The following is a 17,023-nucleotide window of genomic DNA, read 5'->3' on the forward strand; positions in this document are numbered from 1 at the left end:
ATAAGGGATTCCTTTCGTATTGATAGTGTTCAAATCAATTATACGGAAAAGGAGTCCCTTTTCTTATACCCAATTTTGATTTACTTTAAGGAACTGTTCATCCTTACACATAAGATTATACGGTCTCATCTGCATTCAACAATGTAAATTCTAACAAATATGATATATGATGGCTAATGCAAATGATAACAGTTATTTTCGGTCTTTTTGCGCTTCGCCTTTAAATTTCCTTAATAATGAAGGCGGAGGCCAATGTGTTATACTGTTAAGTTAGTATTGTGCAAATTCTGTTAAAAGTCTGTGAATCTTGCTTTTTATCTAGTGCTTCACGATGCATTCGCATAAGATTGAGAGGAAATTTAGGTGAATGATTTTTACGGCGTGGCTGAGACCACGCTCACTTTCAAAGAGCTGGCCAAGCTGATCTGGAAGAACCTGCTGCTCATCCTGGCCGGTACCATTCTGTTTGGCGGCCTCTCCTACGGGGTTGCCAACTACCTGCTGCCAGCCAGATATACTGCCGCCAGCAGCTTCGTAGCCAAGGGGAAGATCACCCAGGGCGGCTTTACCAAGCGCCAGGCCCGCAGCCAAAATGAGCAGGCCGCGGCCGGTTTTCAAAACATTGCCATCAGCCCTGGCGTCATTGACCGCGCCACTGCTGAAATCGGCCACGTCTCGCCTGATTCCCTGCGCGAGGACATTACCGTTACCGCTACGTCAAAATCCAATACCTACACCTTGACGGTCACCAGCACTTCGCCTGAAAAGGCTAAAAAGACCCTCAAGGCCGTGGCCAAGAACTTCCAGCAGGAATTCAAGCTGCAGTTCAAAGAGGGCCGGCGGGCGATGCCGACCAAGCGGGAGCGGCGCAAGTACCTGAAGCCAATCCTGCCGACGGTCTTGATCAAGTCCCTGAAGTTTACAGGCCAGACCACTGTCGCAAAGAGCTATCCGAAGGTCAAATTCGCCACGGCGATTGGCGCGGCCTTGGGCTTGCTGCTGTCTACTTGGGCTTCGCTCTACTGGCGCTTGCGCAGAAATTACCGCTAAGGAGGTTTGCATGAAGTCTGTCAAATCTGCCGGCGACCGCTTTTTAGCGGTCGTGGCCTATCTTATCGTTATCCTGGCGGTCATGTCGACGACCGTTATGTGGAACTACCTGAAGGGGGCCTTTATCCCCATCGGGACTTACCGCTACCTGCTGCTTGGGATTGGGGTTTTCTTGTTTTTGATCACCAACAGCTACAACTTCAAGGACCTGTCCTTTATCGTCTTGACGGTCTGCTACCTGCTGATCTTTATCTTCTTCTCGCAGGCCAACCCCTTCAAGTACTTCTCTAACCTCTGCATGCCCTTGACGGCCGCGCTGTTGATCGTCTTCGTCTACTGCCGGCAAAAGCAGGGACAGCTGCTGCTGGACAGCTACGCCAACATCGTCTTGATCGCGGCGGCTGTCTCCCTCTTCTTCTACGTCTTTGGCAGCATCCTGGGCCTGAAGCTCGGCGTCGTGAATACCGTCTACTACTGGGCCAACAACCCTCACTTCACGACCAGCTACTGCTATCTCTACTTCCACCAGCCCTTGCAGGACCAAATGTACCTGGGCCACCATGTGATCAGAAACACCGGGATCTTCACCGAAGCGCCCGGCTACACCCTTTTCCTTTTGAATGGGCTGATCATTGAGCTCTTCGTCAAGAAGTCCAAGACCTTCTGGCGGATTGGGCTGATCCTGGTCACCCTGCTGACGACCCTGTCGGCCACGGCAATCCTGCTTGGTGCTTTAGCCGTCTTGCTCGCCTTCCTCCAGCACCTGCATGCCCAAGGCAAGCTCAACTTGAAGATCGTCATTCCTGGCATCGTGCTTTTGCTGCTCTTGGGGATCGTCGTCATCCACATCAGAAAATCCGGCGGCTCTTCCTATTCAGTCAGAGTGGACGACCTGCGGATCGGCCTGACCGTGTGGAGCCGGCATCCAGTCTTCGGGGCAGGCTTTGGCAATGAAAGTGTCCTAATCAAGCTCTTCGCCTTCCATCGGGCCAACAACGGCCTGAGCATGGGCCTGACCACCCTGCTGGCTACCGGTGGCCTGTACTTGGCCTTGTACTTCTTGATGCCTTTCTTCGTCACCTTGTTTGCCCCGACCCGCCGCTATCTGTTGCCAATCAGTGCCCTGCTTCTTTTGGAAATCATCATTTCCAATATCTCAACCAACCAAGTCTACCTGCTGGCGATGGCTTTCCTCTGGTTTGCCGTCTTAAACGACCTCAGAGAGCCAGAAGCCTTTATTGAATATGATTATGCCAGTTTGAGGCTGTAAGCCTAAAAAGAGCATTCCGTTGAACGGAATGCTCTTTTTGCTTATTTTCCTTGTTCCGGATCAGTGTCCAGATCGTCATGTGACAGCTTGCTTTCCTCAGTCACTTCATTGGCATCGTACAAGTCGTGCTTGATCTTCGAAGAACTGATCTCTGGCGTTCTTGGCAGATAGACGACGTTGACGCCTTCATCCTTCAAGAAGTCAAACTTGCCCTTCCAGTCATCCCCCATGACAAAAGTGTCAATGTGGTATTCGTGCATGTCGCTGCGCTTTTGGTCCCAGTCCTTTTCCGGAATGACCAAGTCAACGTAGCGGATGGCTTCCAGGAGCTGCTTGCGCTGCTCGTATGAGAAATAGGTCTTCTTGTGCTTGGAATTCCAGTTGAATTCATCGGTCGACAGGGCCACGATCAGGTAGTCGCCCAAGGCCTTGGCTCTTCTGAGCAGGTTGATGTGCCCATAGTGCAGCAGGTCGAATGTTCCATAAGTAATTACGCGTTTCATGATTGCTCCTTGTCCCCTATTTCAGGTATTCCTTGTAAGACTTGTCTGGATCAAAAATGACTGACCCATGGATCGACCCGCCTTTGACAAAGACGTTCCACTTGCCGTACTGCTTGGTCAGCAGGGGATCATAGTCCTTGGGGATCGGCAGGCTAAGCATTTCAAACGGCACCCGGGTCGGGTTGGCCACGTACTTGCGCTCCCAGCAGCACTTTTCCGTTTCCAGCATGACCATCATCACATTCTTGGTGTCCTGGTCATCATACTTGGTGATTTCTTTGACGAAGCGGTCATAGTAGGTGTTGCGGCCACCGTTTCGCAATTTGTCAAAAAAGAACTTGCTATAGAGCAGGTGCTGCTTCAGGCCGGACAGGTTCTTGTTCGGATAACCGTTGCAGTAGTTGTAGAACTGCCGGGCCCGGTGCTTAAGCTGGTTGACCTTCTTGACGAAGGCCTGACGCTCAGCAGGATCGTCTGGCACATTGTCCAGCGGGAAGATGTCAATGAAGATCCCCTGGTTGAAGTGGTAGTTGAAGCGTTCTTCTGACTTCAGGATGGCTGTGGTCGAGGAGTTGCGCAATTGGGCGTGCCCCCGCATGGCGCCTGGATCCGTTTCTTCAGTCTGGAAGAAGTAAGGCTCCGCGAATTCATCCTCAGCCACTTCGCACAAGCGGTCAAAGTCCTTGCGGTACATCATCAAGTCAATGTCGTCATCCCAAGGGATGTAGCCGTGGTGGCGCACCGCTCCCAGCAGGGAGCCGCCTGACAGATACCAGGGAATGTCGTATTTTTGGCAAACCCGGTCCAGCTGATCCAGCAGGTCCAGCTCCACGGCCCAGATCTTCTTCATTTTCGGCGAAACCGTATAGTCGTTTCTGACTTCTTCTTTAAAAAAATCGTCTGCGAGCTTGAGCTTAATATTGTCCATTGTCTTTCTTTAATTCTCCCTTATGCTTTAGCCAAAATCTTCTTGATCAAGTCCACTGAATCGTCCTTGAACAAAAGCAAGGCAACTAAGTAGGTCCCAGCCCCAAGAACGAACTGGATTCCCAGCTTGATGACGCCAGGATGGCCAAATGGATTCAAGGCCAGGATGACCAGCATCATCAAAGCGCCCGCGATCAGCTTCTTCCAGATTACCTTGCCAATATAAGCAGCCTTCAAGTAGCCATTATCATGGTAAAGGTAAAGCAGGCTGATCGTCAATTCCGCGATGATTGAGGCAAAAGTAGCCCCGGCACTGGCAAAGCGCGGAATCAAGAGCAGGTTCAAGAGGAAGTTGACGACCGCCCCGATCACGATGTAGACCGCGCTCTGCTTGCGCAGGCCAGCTGGATTGTAGTACTGGGACCCCAGGCAGTTGGAGACCCCGATGATCACGATCTGCGGGCTAAACAAGCGCAGCAGCAAGGCCACCTTGTCCCAGCCCTGGCCGAAGAAGACCGGCACGAAGGTATCCGCAATCCCCAGCAGGCCAAAGCCGATTCCCACCCCGATAAACAGGATGTAGTTGATGGAGCTTTGAATCCGCAGCTTGATCTCCCTGGTTTCCTTCTTGGCGAACAAGTAGGAGATTCTGGCCCCCAAAACGTTGTTGACGGCGGTGAAAGTCACCGCCTTGGTCAAGTTGATGATCTTGGTGGCCTGCTCATAGTAGGCGTTCTCCGCATTGCTCTGGGTCATGACCTGGATCAGGGTCTTGTCCATGTAGGTATAGATGGAAGTAGCGATCGTCGGAATAAAGTAGATCAGGGTTTCATGGAAGTGGCGCTTTAAGTTGGCCAGCTTGATCGGCACCTTTACGACGAACTTGTGCAATTCCAGCCACATGGACATGGTCCCCAGCAGGGTCGTCCCCGTCATGATGAAGACGTAGAGATTGGTGTCCTTGGGGCTTTTGACGAAAAGCAGGATCAGGATGACCCCAGCCACCTTGACCAGGGAATTCTTGGTCACCGTGTACTGGAACTGCTCCAGGCCATCGAAGAACCAAGAGATGTCCAGCATGGTATTGAACAGGTTCAAAGTCAAAATGAGGAACATGACCCGGTAATGGCTCTGAAAGCCCAAGTAGATCCCCCATAAGAGCAGCATGGCCAGCGAAGTGAAGACGCTCAGCAGCTCAATTTCCCAAAAGAGCTGGCTGCGCTTCTTCACGTCATTGCGGCTGCGGGCAATCTCCCGCATCCCGTATGAGGCCGTCCCCAAAGCCGCGACCAGGGAAAAGTAGGTCTGAATTGAGGAAGTCCAGCTGTAGGCCCCGATCCCGTCAGTCCCGATGACTCTGGAAACATATGGAGCTGTAATCAATGGCGTGATGATAGCCAGAATCTGGTAGAGGGTGCTGATAAAAATATTCTTTTTAATGCTTGGATTCTTCATTTACGCTCCCAATCTGATAATTTTCCCCGCCTAATGGCCCAGGTACATCTGGTAGACCTGCTCGGCTGATTCCTGGTTGTCATAGCCCAGCTTGGCCAATTGACTGGCGAATTGCCGCCGGTCCTGGCCGCGGGCTGCCAGCGCCAGCTTGATGGCCTCTTTGGCCCAAGCCGCGGGCTTTTCCTGCAAGGACTTCCGGAAAATCAAGCCGTCAAAGTCCATTTCTGAGCTGATGACGTCAGAAATCAGACATGGCAAACCGCTCGTCTGCGCTTCCAGCAAAGTCATCGGCAGTCCTTCATAAAGCGATGGCATGACGAAGAGGTCCATGGCAAACAAGTAATCAGGAATCTTATCCGTGGACAGGACCATGGTCACCTTGCCTTCAAGTTCTAGTTCCCCGATCTTGGCCCGCAGCTCTGCCTCCTTCTCCCCGCTCCCGATCAAGAGCAGGTGGGCTTGGGGCTGATTTTCAAGCACTTCCTTGAAGATGTCCAGCAGGAAGAGCTGGTTCTTCTGGTCAGCCAGACGGCCAATGTTGCCTAACAAGAGCTGGTCATCATCAAGTCCCAGCTGGCCGCGAACCTTCTGCCGCTTGGCTTCATCAAAGACGTAGCGGTCACGGCTGATCCCATTGTGGATGATGCGCACCCGGTCTTGGTCTTTGGGGTTAAAAAGCCAAGCCGCGGCTTCCTTGGAGCAAGCCGCCAGATCCGTGGCATAGCGGGCAATCTGCTTGCGCTCATAAGTCACAAAGCCTGGCAATTTCTGAATCCCGTGCAAGTGCTCCGCGGCATTGTGGGAGTGGACGATTACCCGCTTAACCCCGCTTTCTCTGGCCACCTTAGCCATGTCATAGCGGCTTGGCAGGTCGGTATCGATGTGGACCACGTCATAGTGGTGCTCTTGCAGGAAATGTCTGACCACGGCCACCCGGTTGCGATGGTTTTCAAATGAGTTCCTGCCGGAGTAGCGCAAAGGATAGATGTGGACGCCAAGGGCTTTGACGGCAGCCTCTTTTTCCGGAACGCTCTTGTCGGGATCGAGCAGAACGTAGTCGTAGTCGACCCGGTCATGGAGGGCCTTGATCCATTCATATTCAACCGAGCTTACCCCATCGTAATAGAGCATCCCCCGGATAAAAAGGACTTTCAGCTTGTCACTCACGCTATCACTTTCCATTCTTGTCTTGCTGATTTACAGTCTTAACCGCGTTTTCCAAAGCAGTCCTGGTAAAATAGCCTGCTCTGAGCTTCTTGGCCATCTCTCTGGCATTGGCCGCGAAGCTTTCATATTCTTCTTCCGTCACTTCATTCAAGACCCTTGGCAACTCCTGCAGGGAGTCAATGGTCAAGCCCAGGTGGTTGTCAGCAATGAAGCTGGCTTCAGCGGCTTGGCTCCAGATGATGACCGGCAAGGCGGAAGCCAGATACAAAGACAGCTTGTGGGGGTTGTTGTAGCGCAGGTAGTTGCCAAAGGCCCCGTCGCAGGTCTCAATGCTGCTGCCGTCCCAAATCAGGCCAAAGCCCGAGTTCAGCTGCTTGGGAATTTCGTCAGCCGGGAAGGCTCCGTGATAGTCGACGTTCTGGTAGTCAGCCAAGGTAAAGTTCAGTCCGTAGAGGTTGAACTTGGCGTTAATCTTCCCGATCTCCTTCAAGTACTGGGTCTTGCGGACGTCCAGGTTGCCGGCCACGGAAACGGCTCGGGCAAACTTGGCGTGGCTGATCTCGCCATCAGGAATCAGGTAATCGAAGATCTTCAAAGTTACCAGCTTCTCAGGGTCAACGCCGCGGCCTTCAAAGAACTTCTTCATCGAGTCGTTGTGGACGATCAGGCAGTCGGCATATTTCAGCATCTGCGCAAAGTCTTCCTCGTAGAACTTCTTATAGAAAAACTGCCGCAATTCTTCTACGTCGTGGACCAGGTAGATGAACTTGACCTGCTTTTTCTCCTTCAGCTTGGCCAGGGTTTCCTCCCGGTGCAGCTGGTGGTCCCGGGACGGGGCCTGGAAGAGGACGATAGAGCCTGGCTCAATCTGCTTGTAGAGCTTATCCCAGCTGAAGCGGTAGTGCAGCTGGCGGCGAACCCGGGAAATGGCGTCCTTCTTTCCAGCACAGGACCGGACCAGGCGCAGGCTTTCAAAGCCGGCTTCCCGGGCGATCTGGTTGATGTCGGACGGGGCCTTGCCCAAGGCCGTGTCATCTGAACTGTAGACTTCAAAAATCTGGTATTTCTTCATTAATCCTTGTCTTCCCCCAAGCTAAATTCAAACAACGGGTGTCTCTCCCGCTTGGCGACAGGCGGCGGGGTCATGTAGTCCGGGCCATACAGGCGGTTCATGTAGCTTGCGATCCCATAAGGAATCTTGACGCTGATCCCCTCAAAAGTTCCTTCTTGGCTTTGGCACATGTTCTGCCGGGTATCCATTTCCCCAAAGTAGTGCTTGCGGCCGCTAGGGATGGTCACGTACTTGGAGCCGTCGTTTTTAGCCGCGGAATAGACCTTGTAAGTCCAGCGCGTCACCTTGTCTAGTGACAAGAACTTAAAGCAGCGGCCGATCTTGTACTTCTTGCCAAAAGCCGCTCTGACTTCTGGCGTATCCTGGATCTCCAAGAGCTTAGGCAGGTAGTCATACACCTTGCGGCAGCTGAGCAGGTAGCCAACTGCCAAGCACAAGTAGCCGTGCATTGAGCGCAGAAAGGCATTGTCCGGCGTATTTTCCAAAACGAAAATATCGATGCAGATCCCGCAGTTTTCCCTTGGCTCCGCCACGTCGTTAAAGGTCCGGTAGACCGTCCCCTTCTTGATGAAGCGGCTGGCGGCAGCCCCGTAGCCTGGGGTCAATTCTGGCGCCAGCAGCTTGTAGTCATCCCCCAGCTCCTGGTCAAAAATTTCCTTCAGCTTGTTAAAGTCTTTTCTAGGCATGTTGATGTCAATGTCATCATCCCAAGGAATAAAGCCCTGGTGTCTGATCGTGCCCAAGACTGAGCCCCCGCTTAAGGTGTAGTTAAGCCCGTGCTTGGCGCAGACGGCCATAAAGTCCTTCAGCATCCCCAATAAGGTCTGCTTCAGCTGCTTTAAGTCCTCGCCTTCAACGTAGACGACCTTGTCGCTATCCCCAAAAGCATTCTTCTGGGCCGCGAAGCCGTCTTTGGTTCCTAATTTGCTCATGGCTGATCCTTAAAATTCCTTCTTCACTGCTTCCAAAGCGGCCGCGATGACTTGGTCCATGTTGTAGTACTTGTACTGGCCCAGACGCCCGCCAAAGATGACCTTGGCGTCTTCTTGGTCAGCCAGTTCCTTGTACTTGGCGTACAAGCCGTTGTTGCGGTCGTTGTTGACTGGGTAGTATGGCTCATCGCCCTTGTGCCAGTCAGCTGGATATTCGCGGGTGATGATGGTCTTATCCGGGTCACCCTTGCCAAATTCAAAATGCTTGTGCTCAATCACCCGGGTGTATGGCGTTTCCGCGTCAGTGTAGTTGATCACGGCGTTGCCCTGGTAGTTGCCCACGTTCTTTTCTTCAGTTTCAAAACGCAGGGACCGGTATTCCAGCTCGCCCAAGCGGTAGTCGAAGAACTCGTCAATTGGACCGGTGTAGACAACCTTATCAAATTGCTTCAGGTATTCGTCCTTCTTGGCGAAAAAGTCCGTGCCCAGTTCAACGGTGATCTTGTCATCCTTGAGCATGTTTTCCACCAGCTTGGTGTAGCCGCCCTTAGGGATGCCCTGGTAGTCATCGTTGAAGTAGTTGTTGTCGTAGATCAGGCGCACCGGCAGGCGCTTGATGATGAAGGCTGGCAGCTCAGTGGCCTTTCTCCCCCATTGCTTTTCGGTGTAGCCCTTGATCAGCTTCTCGTAGATGTCGCGGCCGATCAAAGAAATGGCCTGTTCTTCCAGGTTCTTTGGCGTCTTGCCCGCCATTTCCGCCCGCTGCTCGTTGATCTTGTCCAGGGCCTCTTGCGGCGTCCGGACGCCCCACATTTGGTTAAAGGTGTTCATGTTGAAGGGCAGGTTGTACATCTTGCCCTTGTAGTTGGCCACCGGGCTGTTGGTGTAGCGGTTGAATTCCGCGAATTGCTGGACGTAGTCCCAGACTTCCTTGTTTGAAGTGTGGAAAATGTGGGCGCCGTATTGGTGAACCTGGATGCCGTCGATTTCCTTGGTGTAGATGTTTCCAGCGATGTGGTCGCGCTTTTCAATTACCGTCACCTTGTGGCCGCGCTTGGCAGCTTCGTGGGCAAAAACGGCACCGAAAAGGCCGGCACCGACAACTAAATAATCAGCCATATTTTTCTCCTGTTCTCTATCCTAAAAGTGGGTCTGCTTCTTCCCGATCCCAAGCTTGCGCTTGATCAGGTTGATTCCCTTCTGAATCTTCTTTTCGCCGCCCAGCTGACCCCAGGTCATTTCCACGTAGTTCTGCTGGGTCGTGTAGAGCCAGACGTCCATCAAGCGTTCTGAAATGTAGCCATAGACTCTTTGGTCTTGGACTGAGTAGCCAGAGATGTCAATCTGTCCCTCCAGTTTGCTCAAAACGCCAAAAATAAACGTGCAGTAAGCGTCAAACTGTTCCTTCTTCATGACGAACATGTTGAACATGTGGGCGCTGCGCCGCTTCATCATCATGTCAAAGGCCGGCAAGTATTCCGGGTAGTCCTTGGCCAGGATCTCTCTGGTCTTGTCCAGGGGCTCAGCCGGGTGGGCATGCACGTAATGGTCGTAGTTGCTTTCAATATAGTAGTTCCGCTTGGTCGGCACGATCACGTCATGCTTTGCAAGTAGGCGAACATAATCTGCTTCCTTGGCTGCATTTTCCAAGGTGAAAGGCTTCTTGACATAAAAATAGCGTCGATAATGGACTAAGCCCACTGCATCAACGTCCTTCAAGTTCTTCCAGGCCCAGTAGACCCCAGTCAATTCATTGTAATAAGGATTCTTGGCCGAAATGTTGCTGCCTTCGTCATCGCGCTGGTAGCTGATGCCGGGCTTGTAGTTCTTGACGGCGCCAACCAAAACGGGCAGGTAGACCGGGTCAGTCGGCATCGGGAACTGCTTATGGGCCGCGACTAATACTTTAACCTTCATTTGCTCGCAAACTCCCCCATTCTAATAGGCACCTTCTTTTTTGAAAATGCTGATGATGGTCTTAAAGAAAATAGCAATGTCATTGCCAAGCGACACGTGGTCAACGTATCCCAGCTCGACGTCGCAGCGCTCCGGGTAGCCAATATTGCTCCGCCCCGTAGCCTGCCATAAGCCCATGGCCCCAGGCTTGACTGACAAGAACTTGTCCACCCGGTCGCCATATTCGGCTAATTCTTTCTCCACCACTGGCCGGGGGCCAACGATGCTCATGTCGCCCTTTAAGATATTGATGAACTGCGGCAGCTCATCAACCGAAGTCCGCCGCATCCAGCGGCCAATTGGGGTGATTCGCGGATCCTCTTCAGCCAGCAGCTTGTAGTCATTAGCCACATACTTGGCATACAATTCCGGATCGCTCTTCAGCACTTCTTCCGCGTCCATTCTCATCGAGCGGAACTTGTACATCTTGAAGGGCTTGCCGTACTGCCCGATTCTGGTTTGGGCGAAAAAGGCTGATCCCCCGTCGCGGCTCTTGATAATGATGGCCAGGATCAAGAAGACCGGAGAAAACAGGATCAAGGCCAGCAGACTGCCGATGATGTCTAAGAGTCTCTTTACATACTTGTATGCGCCCAAGTGATTCACGTACTTGGACGTTTTCGCTTCTTCATTCATTATATTTCCGTACAACCTAACAAATAAATTATTTCAGTCAGCCTCAACAAGCAACCGGCTGGTGAAATGATGGATGTCCAGCAGACTTGCTCAAGGTACTACTAAACCTATTATATCTAACTAGTATAGCATCTTTTTCCTAAGAGAGTCACCGTCAATTGCCAATCCAAGCGATTGCAAAGAAAAAATGCTGGATGCTTACATCCAACATTTCTAAAATTCATTGCTCTGTTTACTGAACCGTCTTGGTCTTCAGGCCCATGGCCTTTCTGATCAAGTCGCTGATTCTTTGCCGTTCAGCGGTTGAGACTCTTTGGTAGGAAACCCCGTCTTCCATGAAGCCGGTCCCGTGAGTGTAGTCAGTTACGACATTCTTCGTGGCTGACATGTAGGAAGTTGCCATTGAAGTCAAGTCACTGAAAGTCAAGTCGGTCTGCACCTGCTTGGATAATGATGAAACGAAGCTGGTGTTCAGCAAGGTTTGGGCTGATTCAGCCTTCTTGACGAGGGCCTGCAGCACTTGCCGCTGGCGCTTTTGGCGGCCGTAGTCGCCTTCTGGGTCATCGTAGCGCATCCGGCTGTAAGCCAGAGCCTTGGCGCCGTCCATGTGGGTCTTCTGGCCCTTGGTGAAGGTGTAGCCTTCATAGCTAAAGCTCATGACTGGCGCGATATCAACCCCGCCAACCTTGTCAACGATCGTCTTCAAGCCGCCCATGTTGACCAAAACGTAGGCGTTGATCGGGATGTTGAAGTACTTCTTCAAGACCTTAGCCAGCTCACCGGCATTGCCGTAAGCATAAGCCGCGTTCAATTTGGACGGTGAGTGTTCCGGGTAGTCAGGCAGGTTGACCTGGATGTCCCGTTCAAAGCTGACCAAAGTCGTCTTCTTGGTCTTTGGGTTCAAGACGGCAACCATGATGGAGTCCGTCCGGCCCTTGTAGGTTCTGCCCAAGGCCCCAGTGTCAGTCCCCATCAGCAGGATGGAGATTGGCTTCTTGCTCTTGATAACAGTGTTCTTGCTCCCGTTTTCAGCACTGGTAATCCCGCCTGAACGGTAGGCGTTATTGGCCGCGTTCTTAACGGAGCTGTATTCATGCCAGGCGAAGATGCCCAGGCAGACAACGATGACGCCGACCACGGACCAGAAGATCCGCCAAAACTTGTTGCGCCTCTTGCGTTGTCCTGTTCTAGTGTTTAAATTATTGTCATTCAATATGCTTCACCAAATATCCAATCTCTAGAATAGATGTAATAGTTTCATTATATATAAAATTCTTAAGCCTGTATCGGACCCAAAGAATTTTTTAGCTTTTTTTAAAAAGATCAAAGCTCTGCAACTACCGCTTATTCTGGCAGGAAGCCCCAAAAAATGCAAGCCCCGTGGGCAAAACGCGGTATAATTAGAGCAACGATTTTACACATTAGTGTCTTGTGTAAGATTTCTGGGGAAAATAAGGTATAGAAAAAGAAGTGGAAAGGAAAAGATCATGCAAATCTCTCTGAAGAAGGGGCTGACCAGCTTGCTGGCTGCCTCCGCCCTTCTGGTCTTTGGCTTCCAAAGCCCAGTCAAGCCGCAAGTCCAAGCCGCCACGCTGACCAAGAAGCAGCTGCCAGGGCTGAATTACGGCAGGAAAAGCATCGTCACCGTCAACAATAACAAGCCCAGCTTTTCAAAGGGCACCATGTCCACCAAGAAAGGCGCTTGGCAGACCTACAGCAATCTGGACTCACTCAACCGGGCCAGAGAAGCCAACGCGCTTTTAAACAAAAAGCTGATGCCAAAGAGCCAGCGGGAAGCCTTGTACTGGGACCCAACCGGCTGGCACAACAAGCGGATTGCCGGCGGCTGGCTCTACAACCGCTGCCACCTGATTGGCTACCAGTTGACCGGGCAAAACAATAACCCCAAGAATTTGATCACTGGGACCCGGCAGCTGAACGATCCAGACATGCTTAAGTATGAAAACATGGTGGCCAACTATGTCAAATCATCAAAGAAACATTACGTCAGATACCGGGTGACCCCGATCTTCCGGGGCCGGGAGCTGCTGGCCCGCGGAGTGGAAATGGAAGGACAGTCCGTTGGCTCCAATGCAGTCCGCTTCAACGTCTACATTTTCAACGTGCAGCCTGGCGTAAAGCTGAACTACGCCAACGGGACCAGCGTCGTCTCTAAGGCCGCCAGAACCGTCGTCAAGGCGGCCAAGAAGTACCAGCCTAAGAAGAGGGTTGTCAAAAAGGCCAAGAAGACCGTTAAGAAGGCGGCCAAAAAGCCAGCAAAGAAGGCTTCCAAGAAGAAGGTCTACACTTCAGCCAGCAAAGGCAAGATCATCGGCAACAAGCGGAGCAAGATCTACCACGTTCCTGGCCAGGCTGGCTACCACATGAACTCATCCAATGCCGTCTACTTCAACAGTGAAAAGGCAGCCCGGGCTGCCGGCTACCGGAAGGCCAAGCGGTAATAAGGCAATTTTTTACATAAATAAAGAGGACCATCTCCTAATGAGATGGTCCTCTTTTGTTATGCTGATTTACACAATTAGAAGTTCTTTGTGCTCATGTACTTGGATGGAGCAACGACATAGTACTTCTTGCCCTTAAGCAGTACCGCGCCACCGTAAGTGTACTTCTTAGCCCCCTTCTTTACGAGGCCCTTTTGCTTCTTCAGCTTCTTGTTCTTATATGCGTAAACGTAGCCTGCCTTCTTGACCGTCCGCTTTACGCCGTCAATGTTGCCTGCTGCAACGTACTTGTTCTTGGCAATCTTGTAGTAAAGCTTGTTCTTGATGATCGCGTAGCCTTGTGCGTAAACCTTCTTGCCCGACTTGTAGACGCCCTTGCTCTTCTTGCCCTTGGCAGTGTAAACGCTGGCGTTGTGCTTGACTTGCACGTACTTGCCTACCTTGGCATAGGTAACCTTCGCCCCGCTCTTCTTGTCGAACAGGTACCACTTGCCCTTGATCTTGTGGACGCCAACGAGCATTTGACCCTTTGCGTTGTAGTAGACGGTTACCTTCTTGGACAGCTTGACAAAGCCAGTCAGCATCTTGCCTGACTTGCTGTCGAATTGGTACCACTTGCCGTTAATCTTGTGACGACCATACAGCATGTGGCCATCTGCGGCATAGTAAACCGTCTTCTTTTGGCTGGCGATGTAAACGAAGCCAGTCAGCATCTTCCCGCTCAAAGGAGCAAAGTTATACCACTTGCCGTTGATCTTTTGCTGGCCATACAGCATGTGACCATCCGCAGCATAATAAACCGTCTTGTCTTGACTTGGGATGTTGACAAAGCCAGTCAGCATTTCACCAGTGGTCTTGTCGAAGTTGTACCATTGGTCGTTAATCTTGTGCTGGCCATAGTACAAGGCACCGCTGTTGGCATCGAAGTAGTACTTCTTGTTATTGATCGTTTGCGCGCCAAAGACTTGCGCGCCAGTGCTGGTGCTGTAGTATTGGGTATCGTTGCCAACCTTTTGCCAGCCGCTTTGCTGTGAGATCTTGCCTTCGGCGTTGTCTCTGTACAGGTACCAGTTGCCTTTCTTGTTTACGCGGTCAATAAAGGTGTCCGTATCCATGCGGGCTTCTTTCAAAGAAGTAGCGACCAGTTCAGGAGCGGCACTGCCTTCATTCCAGTCCCAAACGCCTTGCTGCGTCAAGTAGTTTGTGACAACTTGCGTAGTGCCGTCATCCTTGACTTCAACCAAGTAGCTTGGCCCTAAAGTAGCGTTCTTGCCCTTGCCGGCCACTTCGCCACGGTTGCTCATGTACGGGTTGACCAACAGGAAGTGATTTACGAAGTAATCCTTAGTGTAAGTCTTGCCGTTGACAGTGACGCTGTTGCCCTTGATGTTGTCTGGATTAATCTTAACCGCATAGTATGAGTAGGTAGCAGTCCGCCAAGTAGACGGAGTTGAAGCACCCAGAACCAAACCGTCGCCGTTCAAAGGAACGAAGTTGCCAGTCAAGCTGTCAGATACAAAGCCAAGCATCGCTACGTTGTCGCCGACAGCTGTGTCAGCTGCCTTGACTAAGTCAGTGTCAGTGGCGCGAGTAAGCCGAGCGTCAACGAACAGGTAGTACTTGCCGTTCAGCTTCATCAGGTCAGGACGTTCGACTTCATCGCCTGCCAGAACAGTCTGTACCAATGGGTTGTAAAGCTTTTCAACCTTTGGCTTCTTAGGATTGCTCATATCCAGCTTCATAAAGCCAATCGCGCTGTTAGCCAACTGCGCGCGCATGGTCATGTCACTGTCACCAACAATCTTGATGATTTCGCTCAAGTTGTAGTTTGCATCGCCACCGTAACGGCCCCATTGGTAAAGGTTTTCGTATTTTTCAGGGTTGGAGCCGTCATTGCCAGTAGCGGTTTCGAAAGCAACATAGTAATTGCCATCATCATCTTGGAAGATGTGGCCATCACGAGTTTGTGGGTTGTCACCGCCACGGTTGGCACCGCTGGCCCATTGATCGAAGTTTTGGTAGGTAACGCCATCGCCTTCAAAGAGGATTTGGTCGTTTTCAACGTTCTTGATTGAAACGACCCCGTTTTCCAAGCCCAAGTTAACGGTTGCGCTGGCTATGCGCTGGTGGTTAGTGTCAAGCTGGGATACAACGTTGGCGTAATAAAGCTGAACTGATCCATCCGAATTGAGCATCGCTGAGCCAGACCACTGGCCACCGGTCACAGCCATATTGTAGCCAAAGATTGAGCCGGCAACCTTCCAGTTGGCAAAGTTATTGTCACCATACTTGTTGTAAAGCAGGTACAAGTGGCTGTCTGACTTGTGAGGGATCCCCATCATGGCTACAACCAGTTGGTAGCCATTCCAGTTTTGAACATAACCGGTCTTCGGGTCTTGAACAGGCCATGAGTCCCAGATGTCCATCGTTGCGTTCTCGCCAGTTTCAGCATCCTTGACGCTTTCCAAAGCTGGCATGTTGACCACCTTGTCACCCTTAGTCAAAGGCATTTGCGTGTCCTTGTCACGCGTAACCACTTTGTTGGTGATTGAGTCATAATCCTTCAAGGTGTATTGGTTATCCATGGTCTTGTTAGAAAGATCCACCTTGTTCAAGACATCAATTGCGCTGTCAGTCAATTGATCCATGTTGACGCTGCTGCCTTCACGCAGGGCAGCAGCAATGATCTTCTTGGCCGTATCATTCAGCTTGCCAGCCTTAGCAGTATCTTCAGCCAAAAATGCATTCAGCTTGGCATTGTTGGTAATGTTTTCGCCAGTGATGTCTTCGCTTTGATACTTCTTTGGCAAGGAAGTAACTGGGCCACCGTTGGTTGACTTATCACTGTCTGGATTTTCTGGCACAGTTGGCACGTCAGTCTTGCCGCCGGTTGATTGATCACCGCTGTCCGGTGCTTTTGGAGTATTACCAGTTGATGAACCTGGTGCGTCCGGCTTGTGATCCGTCGTGCCAGTTTGATCCTTCGTACCAATTTGATCATTAGCCGCACCAGTAGTGGTGGCAACGGTACCAGCAGCTTGAGCCTCAGTTGTACCTGTAGCGGTAGTCTGACCTTTAGTCGTGCTTGTAGCGGCGGCTTGGTCCTTAGTCGTACTTGTAGTGGTAGTGACTGCTTGGCCGTTAGTTGTGTCTGTAGTAGCTGCTTGGTCCTTAGCAGCCGTACCAGTAGTGGTAGTAGCAGCTTGAGAATTAACCGCTGCTTGTGCTTGGTTTACATTAGCATTTGCATCTTTATTAGTATCAGCATGTACGGTGCCTGCCCCTAAAAGCAGTGAAGCCGTAAAGGCTGATGCCAGGATGCCTAAGCTTGAAAGCTTAGTATTGTATTTCTTTTCTGACATACAGTTACCTTTCCCTTGATAGATTGACAACACTTAACTATATCATTTTAACTCATTTTTAGTAAAACCAACCTATTTTTTGATAGTTCATGAGATTTTGTTAATACTTAAACTTCCCACTTACAAAAGTGGGCTTGTACCTTGAAAATTCAATAGTTTAGCCAATAAAAAAGCACAAGGCCTTTGTTCGCTTGATATAATTCAACTACAACATCATCAATATCAAACGAA

The 17,023-nt window shown here is 51.1% G+C and carries 14 protein-coding genes; 3 read left to right on the forward strand and 11 right to left on the reverse strand.

The genetic code is table 11. From position 1 onward, the window contains the following. Window positions 1-363 precede the first annotated feature (363 nt). Both FYJ62_RS09040 and FYJ62_RS09045 read left to right on the forward strand, forming a co-directional pair. Window positions 364-1,050, forward strand: a complete 687-nt coding sequence (locus FYJ62_RS09040; RefSeq protein ID WP_326832030.1) for a YveK family protein — start codon at window positions 364-366, stop codon at window positions 1,048-1,050. A 10-nt stretch (window positions 1,051-1,060) separates the two neighbouring features. After that, on the forward strand, window positions 1,061-2,320 hold the full coding sequence (locus FYJ62_RS09045; RefSeq protein ID WP_154549360.1) for a beta-carotene 15,15'-monooxygenase: 1,260 nt from the start codon (window positions 1,061-1,063) through the stop codon (window positions 2,318-2,320). Between the two features lie 41 nt (window positions 2,321-2,361). On the opposite strand, the gene tagD is transcribed toward FYJ62_RS09045, so the two are convergent. The 10 genes from tagD to FYJ62_RS09095 form a co-directional block, all read right to left on the reverse strand. Continuing rightward, window positions 2,362-2,823 (reverse strand): glycerol-3-phosphate cytidylyltransferase, encoded by a 462-nt coding sequence (gene tagD, locus FYJ62_RS09050; protein WP_154549361.1) that lies wholly within the window; start codon window positions 2,821-2,823, stop codon window positions 2,362-2,364. Window positions 2,824-2,839: 16 nt separating this feature from the next. Next, complete coding sequence (locus FYJ62_RS09055) at window positions 2,840-3,751, reverse strand: LicD family protein (RefSeq protein WP_154549362.1); 912 nt, start codon at window positions 3,749-3,751, stop codon at window positions 2,840-2,842. Between the two features lie 20 nt (window positions 3,752-3,771). Next, window positions 3,772-5,205 carry an oligosaccharide flippase family protein gene (locus FYJ62_RS09060; protein WP_154549363.1) on the reverse strand — a complete coding sequence of 478 codons (1,434 nt, stop codon included), beginning with the start codon at window positions 5,203-5,205 and terminating at the stop codon, window positions 3,772-3,774. Between the two features lie 30 nt (window positions 5,206-5,235). Continuing rightward, window positions 5,236-6,372, reverse strand: a complete 1,137-nt coding sequence (locus FYJ62_RS09065; protein ID WP_195837423.1) for a glycosyltransferase — start codon at window positions 6,370-6,372, stop codon at window positions 5,236-5,238. A 4-nt stretch (window positions 6,373-6,376) separates the two neighbouring features. Further along, window positions 6,377-7,444: a glycosyl transferase gene (locus FYJ62_RS09070; protein WP_229771888.1), complete on the reverse strand. Its 1,068-nt coding sequence runs from the start codon at window positions 7,442-7,444 to the stop codon at window positions 6,377-6,379. Next, complete coding sequence (locus tag FYJ62_RS09075; RefSeq protein ID WP_154549365.1) at window positions 7,444-8,376, reverse strand: LicD family protein; 933 nt, start codon at window positions 8,374-8,376, stop codon at window positions 7,444-7,446. Before FYJ62_RS09075 ends, FYJ62_RS09070 begins: the two co-directional genes overlap by 1 nt. Window positions 8,377-8,385: 9 nt before the next feature. Then, a complete protein-coding gene (glf, locus tag FYJ62_RS09080) occupies window positions 8,386-9,495 on the reverse strand; it encodes a UDP-galactopyranose mutase (protein ID WP_154549366.1) in 1,110 nt (369 codons plus the stop codon). A gap of 21 nt (window positions 9,496-9,516) precedes the next feature. Continuing rightward, the gene (locus tag FYJ62_RS09085; protein WP_154549367.1) at window positions 9,517-10,293 is read right to left on the reverse strand and encodes a DUF4422 domain-containing protein; all 777 of its coding nucleotides are present in this window, start codon (window positions 10,291-10,293) and stop codon (window positions 9,517-9,519) included. A 21-nt stretch (window positions 10,294-10,314) separates the two neighbouring features. Further along, window positions 10,315-10,968 carry a sugar transferase gene (locus FYJ62_RS09090; RefSeq protein WP_154549368.1) on the reverse strand — a complete coding sequence of 218 codons (654 nt, stop codon included), beginning with the start codon at window positions 10,966-10,968 and terminating at the stop codon, window positions 10,315-10,317. A 232-nt stretch (window positions 10,969-11,200) separates the two neighbouring features. Continuing rightward, window positions 11,201-12,181, reverse strand: coding sequence for an LCP family protein (locus tag FYJ62_RS09095; RefSeq protein WP_154549369.1), 981 nt, complete (start codon window positions 12,179-12,181; stop codon window positions 11,201-11,203). A gap of 274 nt (window positions 12,182-12,455) precedes the next feature. Between FYJ62_RS09095 and FYJ62_RS09100 the strand changes: the two genes are divergently transcribed. After that, window positions 12,456-13,430 (forward strand): DNA/RNA non-specific endonuclease, encoded by a 975-nt coding sequence (locus FYJ62_RS09100; RefSeq protein ID WP_154549370.1) that lies wholly within the window; start codon window positions 12,456-12,458, stop codon window positions 13,428-13,430. Window positions 13,431-13,507: 77 nt separating this feature from the next. Here FYJ62_RS09100 and FYJ62_RS09105 read toward each other — a convergent pair whose 3' ends face one another. Beyond that, window positions 13,508-16,792: a glycoside hydrolase family 68 protein gene (locus FYJ62_RS09105; RefSeq protein ID WP_154549371.1), complete on the reverse strand. Its 3,285-nt coding sequence runs from the start codon at window positions 16,790-16,792 to the stop codon at window positions 13,508-13,510. Window positions 16,793-17,023: the final 231 nt, after the last annotated feature.

It is taken from the genome of Lactobacillus porci (genome assembly GCF_009695985.1).
GTDB classification, from domain to species: domain Bacteria; phylum Bacillota; class Bacilli; order Lactobacillales; family Lactobacillaceae; genus Lactobacillus; species Lactobacillus absianus.

Bases quoted from the DNA above. Each gene is read 5' to 3' on its own strand.
- FYJ62_RS09045 (WP_154549360.1), top strand. From the start codon at position 1,061: ATGAAGTCTGTCAAATCTGCCGGCGACCGCTTTTTAGCGGTCGTGGCC.
- tagD (WP_154549361.1), bottom strand. From the start codon at position 2,823: ATGAAACGCGTAATTACTTATGGAACATTCGACCTGCTGCACTATGGG.
- FYJ62_RS09055 (WP_154549362.1), bottom strand. From the start codon at position 3,751: ATGGACAATATTAAGCTCAAGCTCGCAGACGATTTTTTTAAAGAAGAA.
- FYJ62_RS09060 (WP_154549363.1), bottom strand. From the start codon at position 5,205: ATGAAGAATCCAAGCATTAAAAAGAATATTTTTATCAGCACCCTCTAC.
- FYJ62_RS09070 (WP_229771888.1), bottom strand. From the start codon at position 7,444: ATGAAGAAATACCAGATTTTTGAAGTCTACAGTTCAGATGACACGGCC.
- FYJ62_RS09075 (WP_154549365.1), bottom strand. From the start codon at position 8,376: ATGAGCAAATTAGGAACCAAAGACGGCTTCGCGGCCCAGAAGAATGCT.
- glf (WP_154549366.1), bottom strand. From the start codon at position 9,495: ATGGCTGATTATTTAGTTGTCGGTGCCGGCCTTTTCGGTGCCGTTTTT.
- FYJ62_RS09085 (WP_154549367.1), bottom strand. From the start codon at position 10,293: ATGAAGGTTAAAGTATTAGTCGCGGCCCATAAGCAGTTCCCGATGCCG.
- FYJ62_RS09090 (WP_154549368.1), bottom strand. From the start codon at position 10,968: ATGAATGAAGAAGCGAAAACGTCCAAGTACGTGAATCACTTGGGCGCA.
- FYJ62_RS09100 (WP_154549370.1), top strand. From the start codon at position 12,456: ATGCAAATCTCTCTGAAGAAGGGGCTGACCAGCTTGCTGGCTGCCTCC.
- FYJ62_RS09105 (WP_154549371.1), bottom strand. From the start codon at position 16,792: ATGTCAGAAAAGAAATACAATACTAAGCTTTCAAGCTTAGGCATCCTG.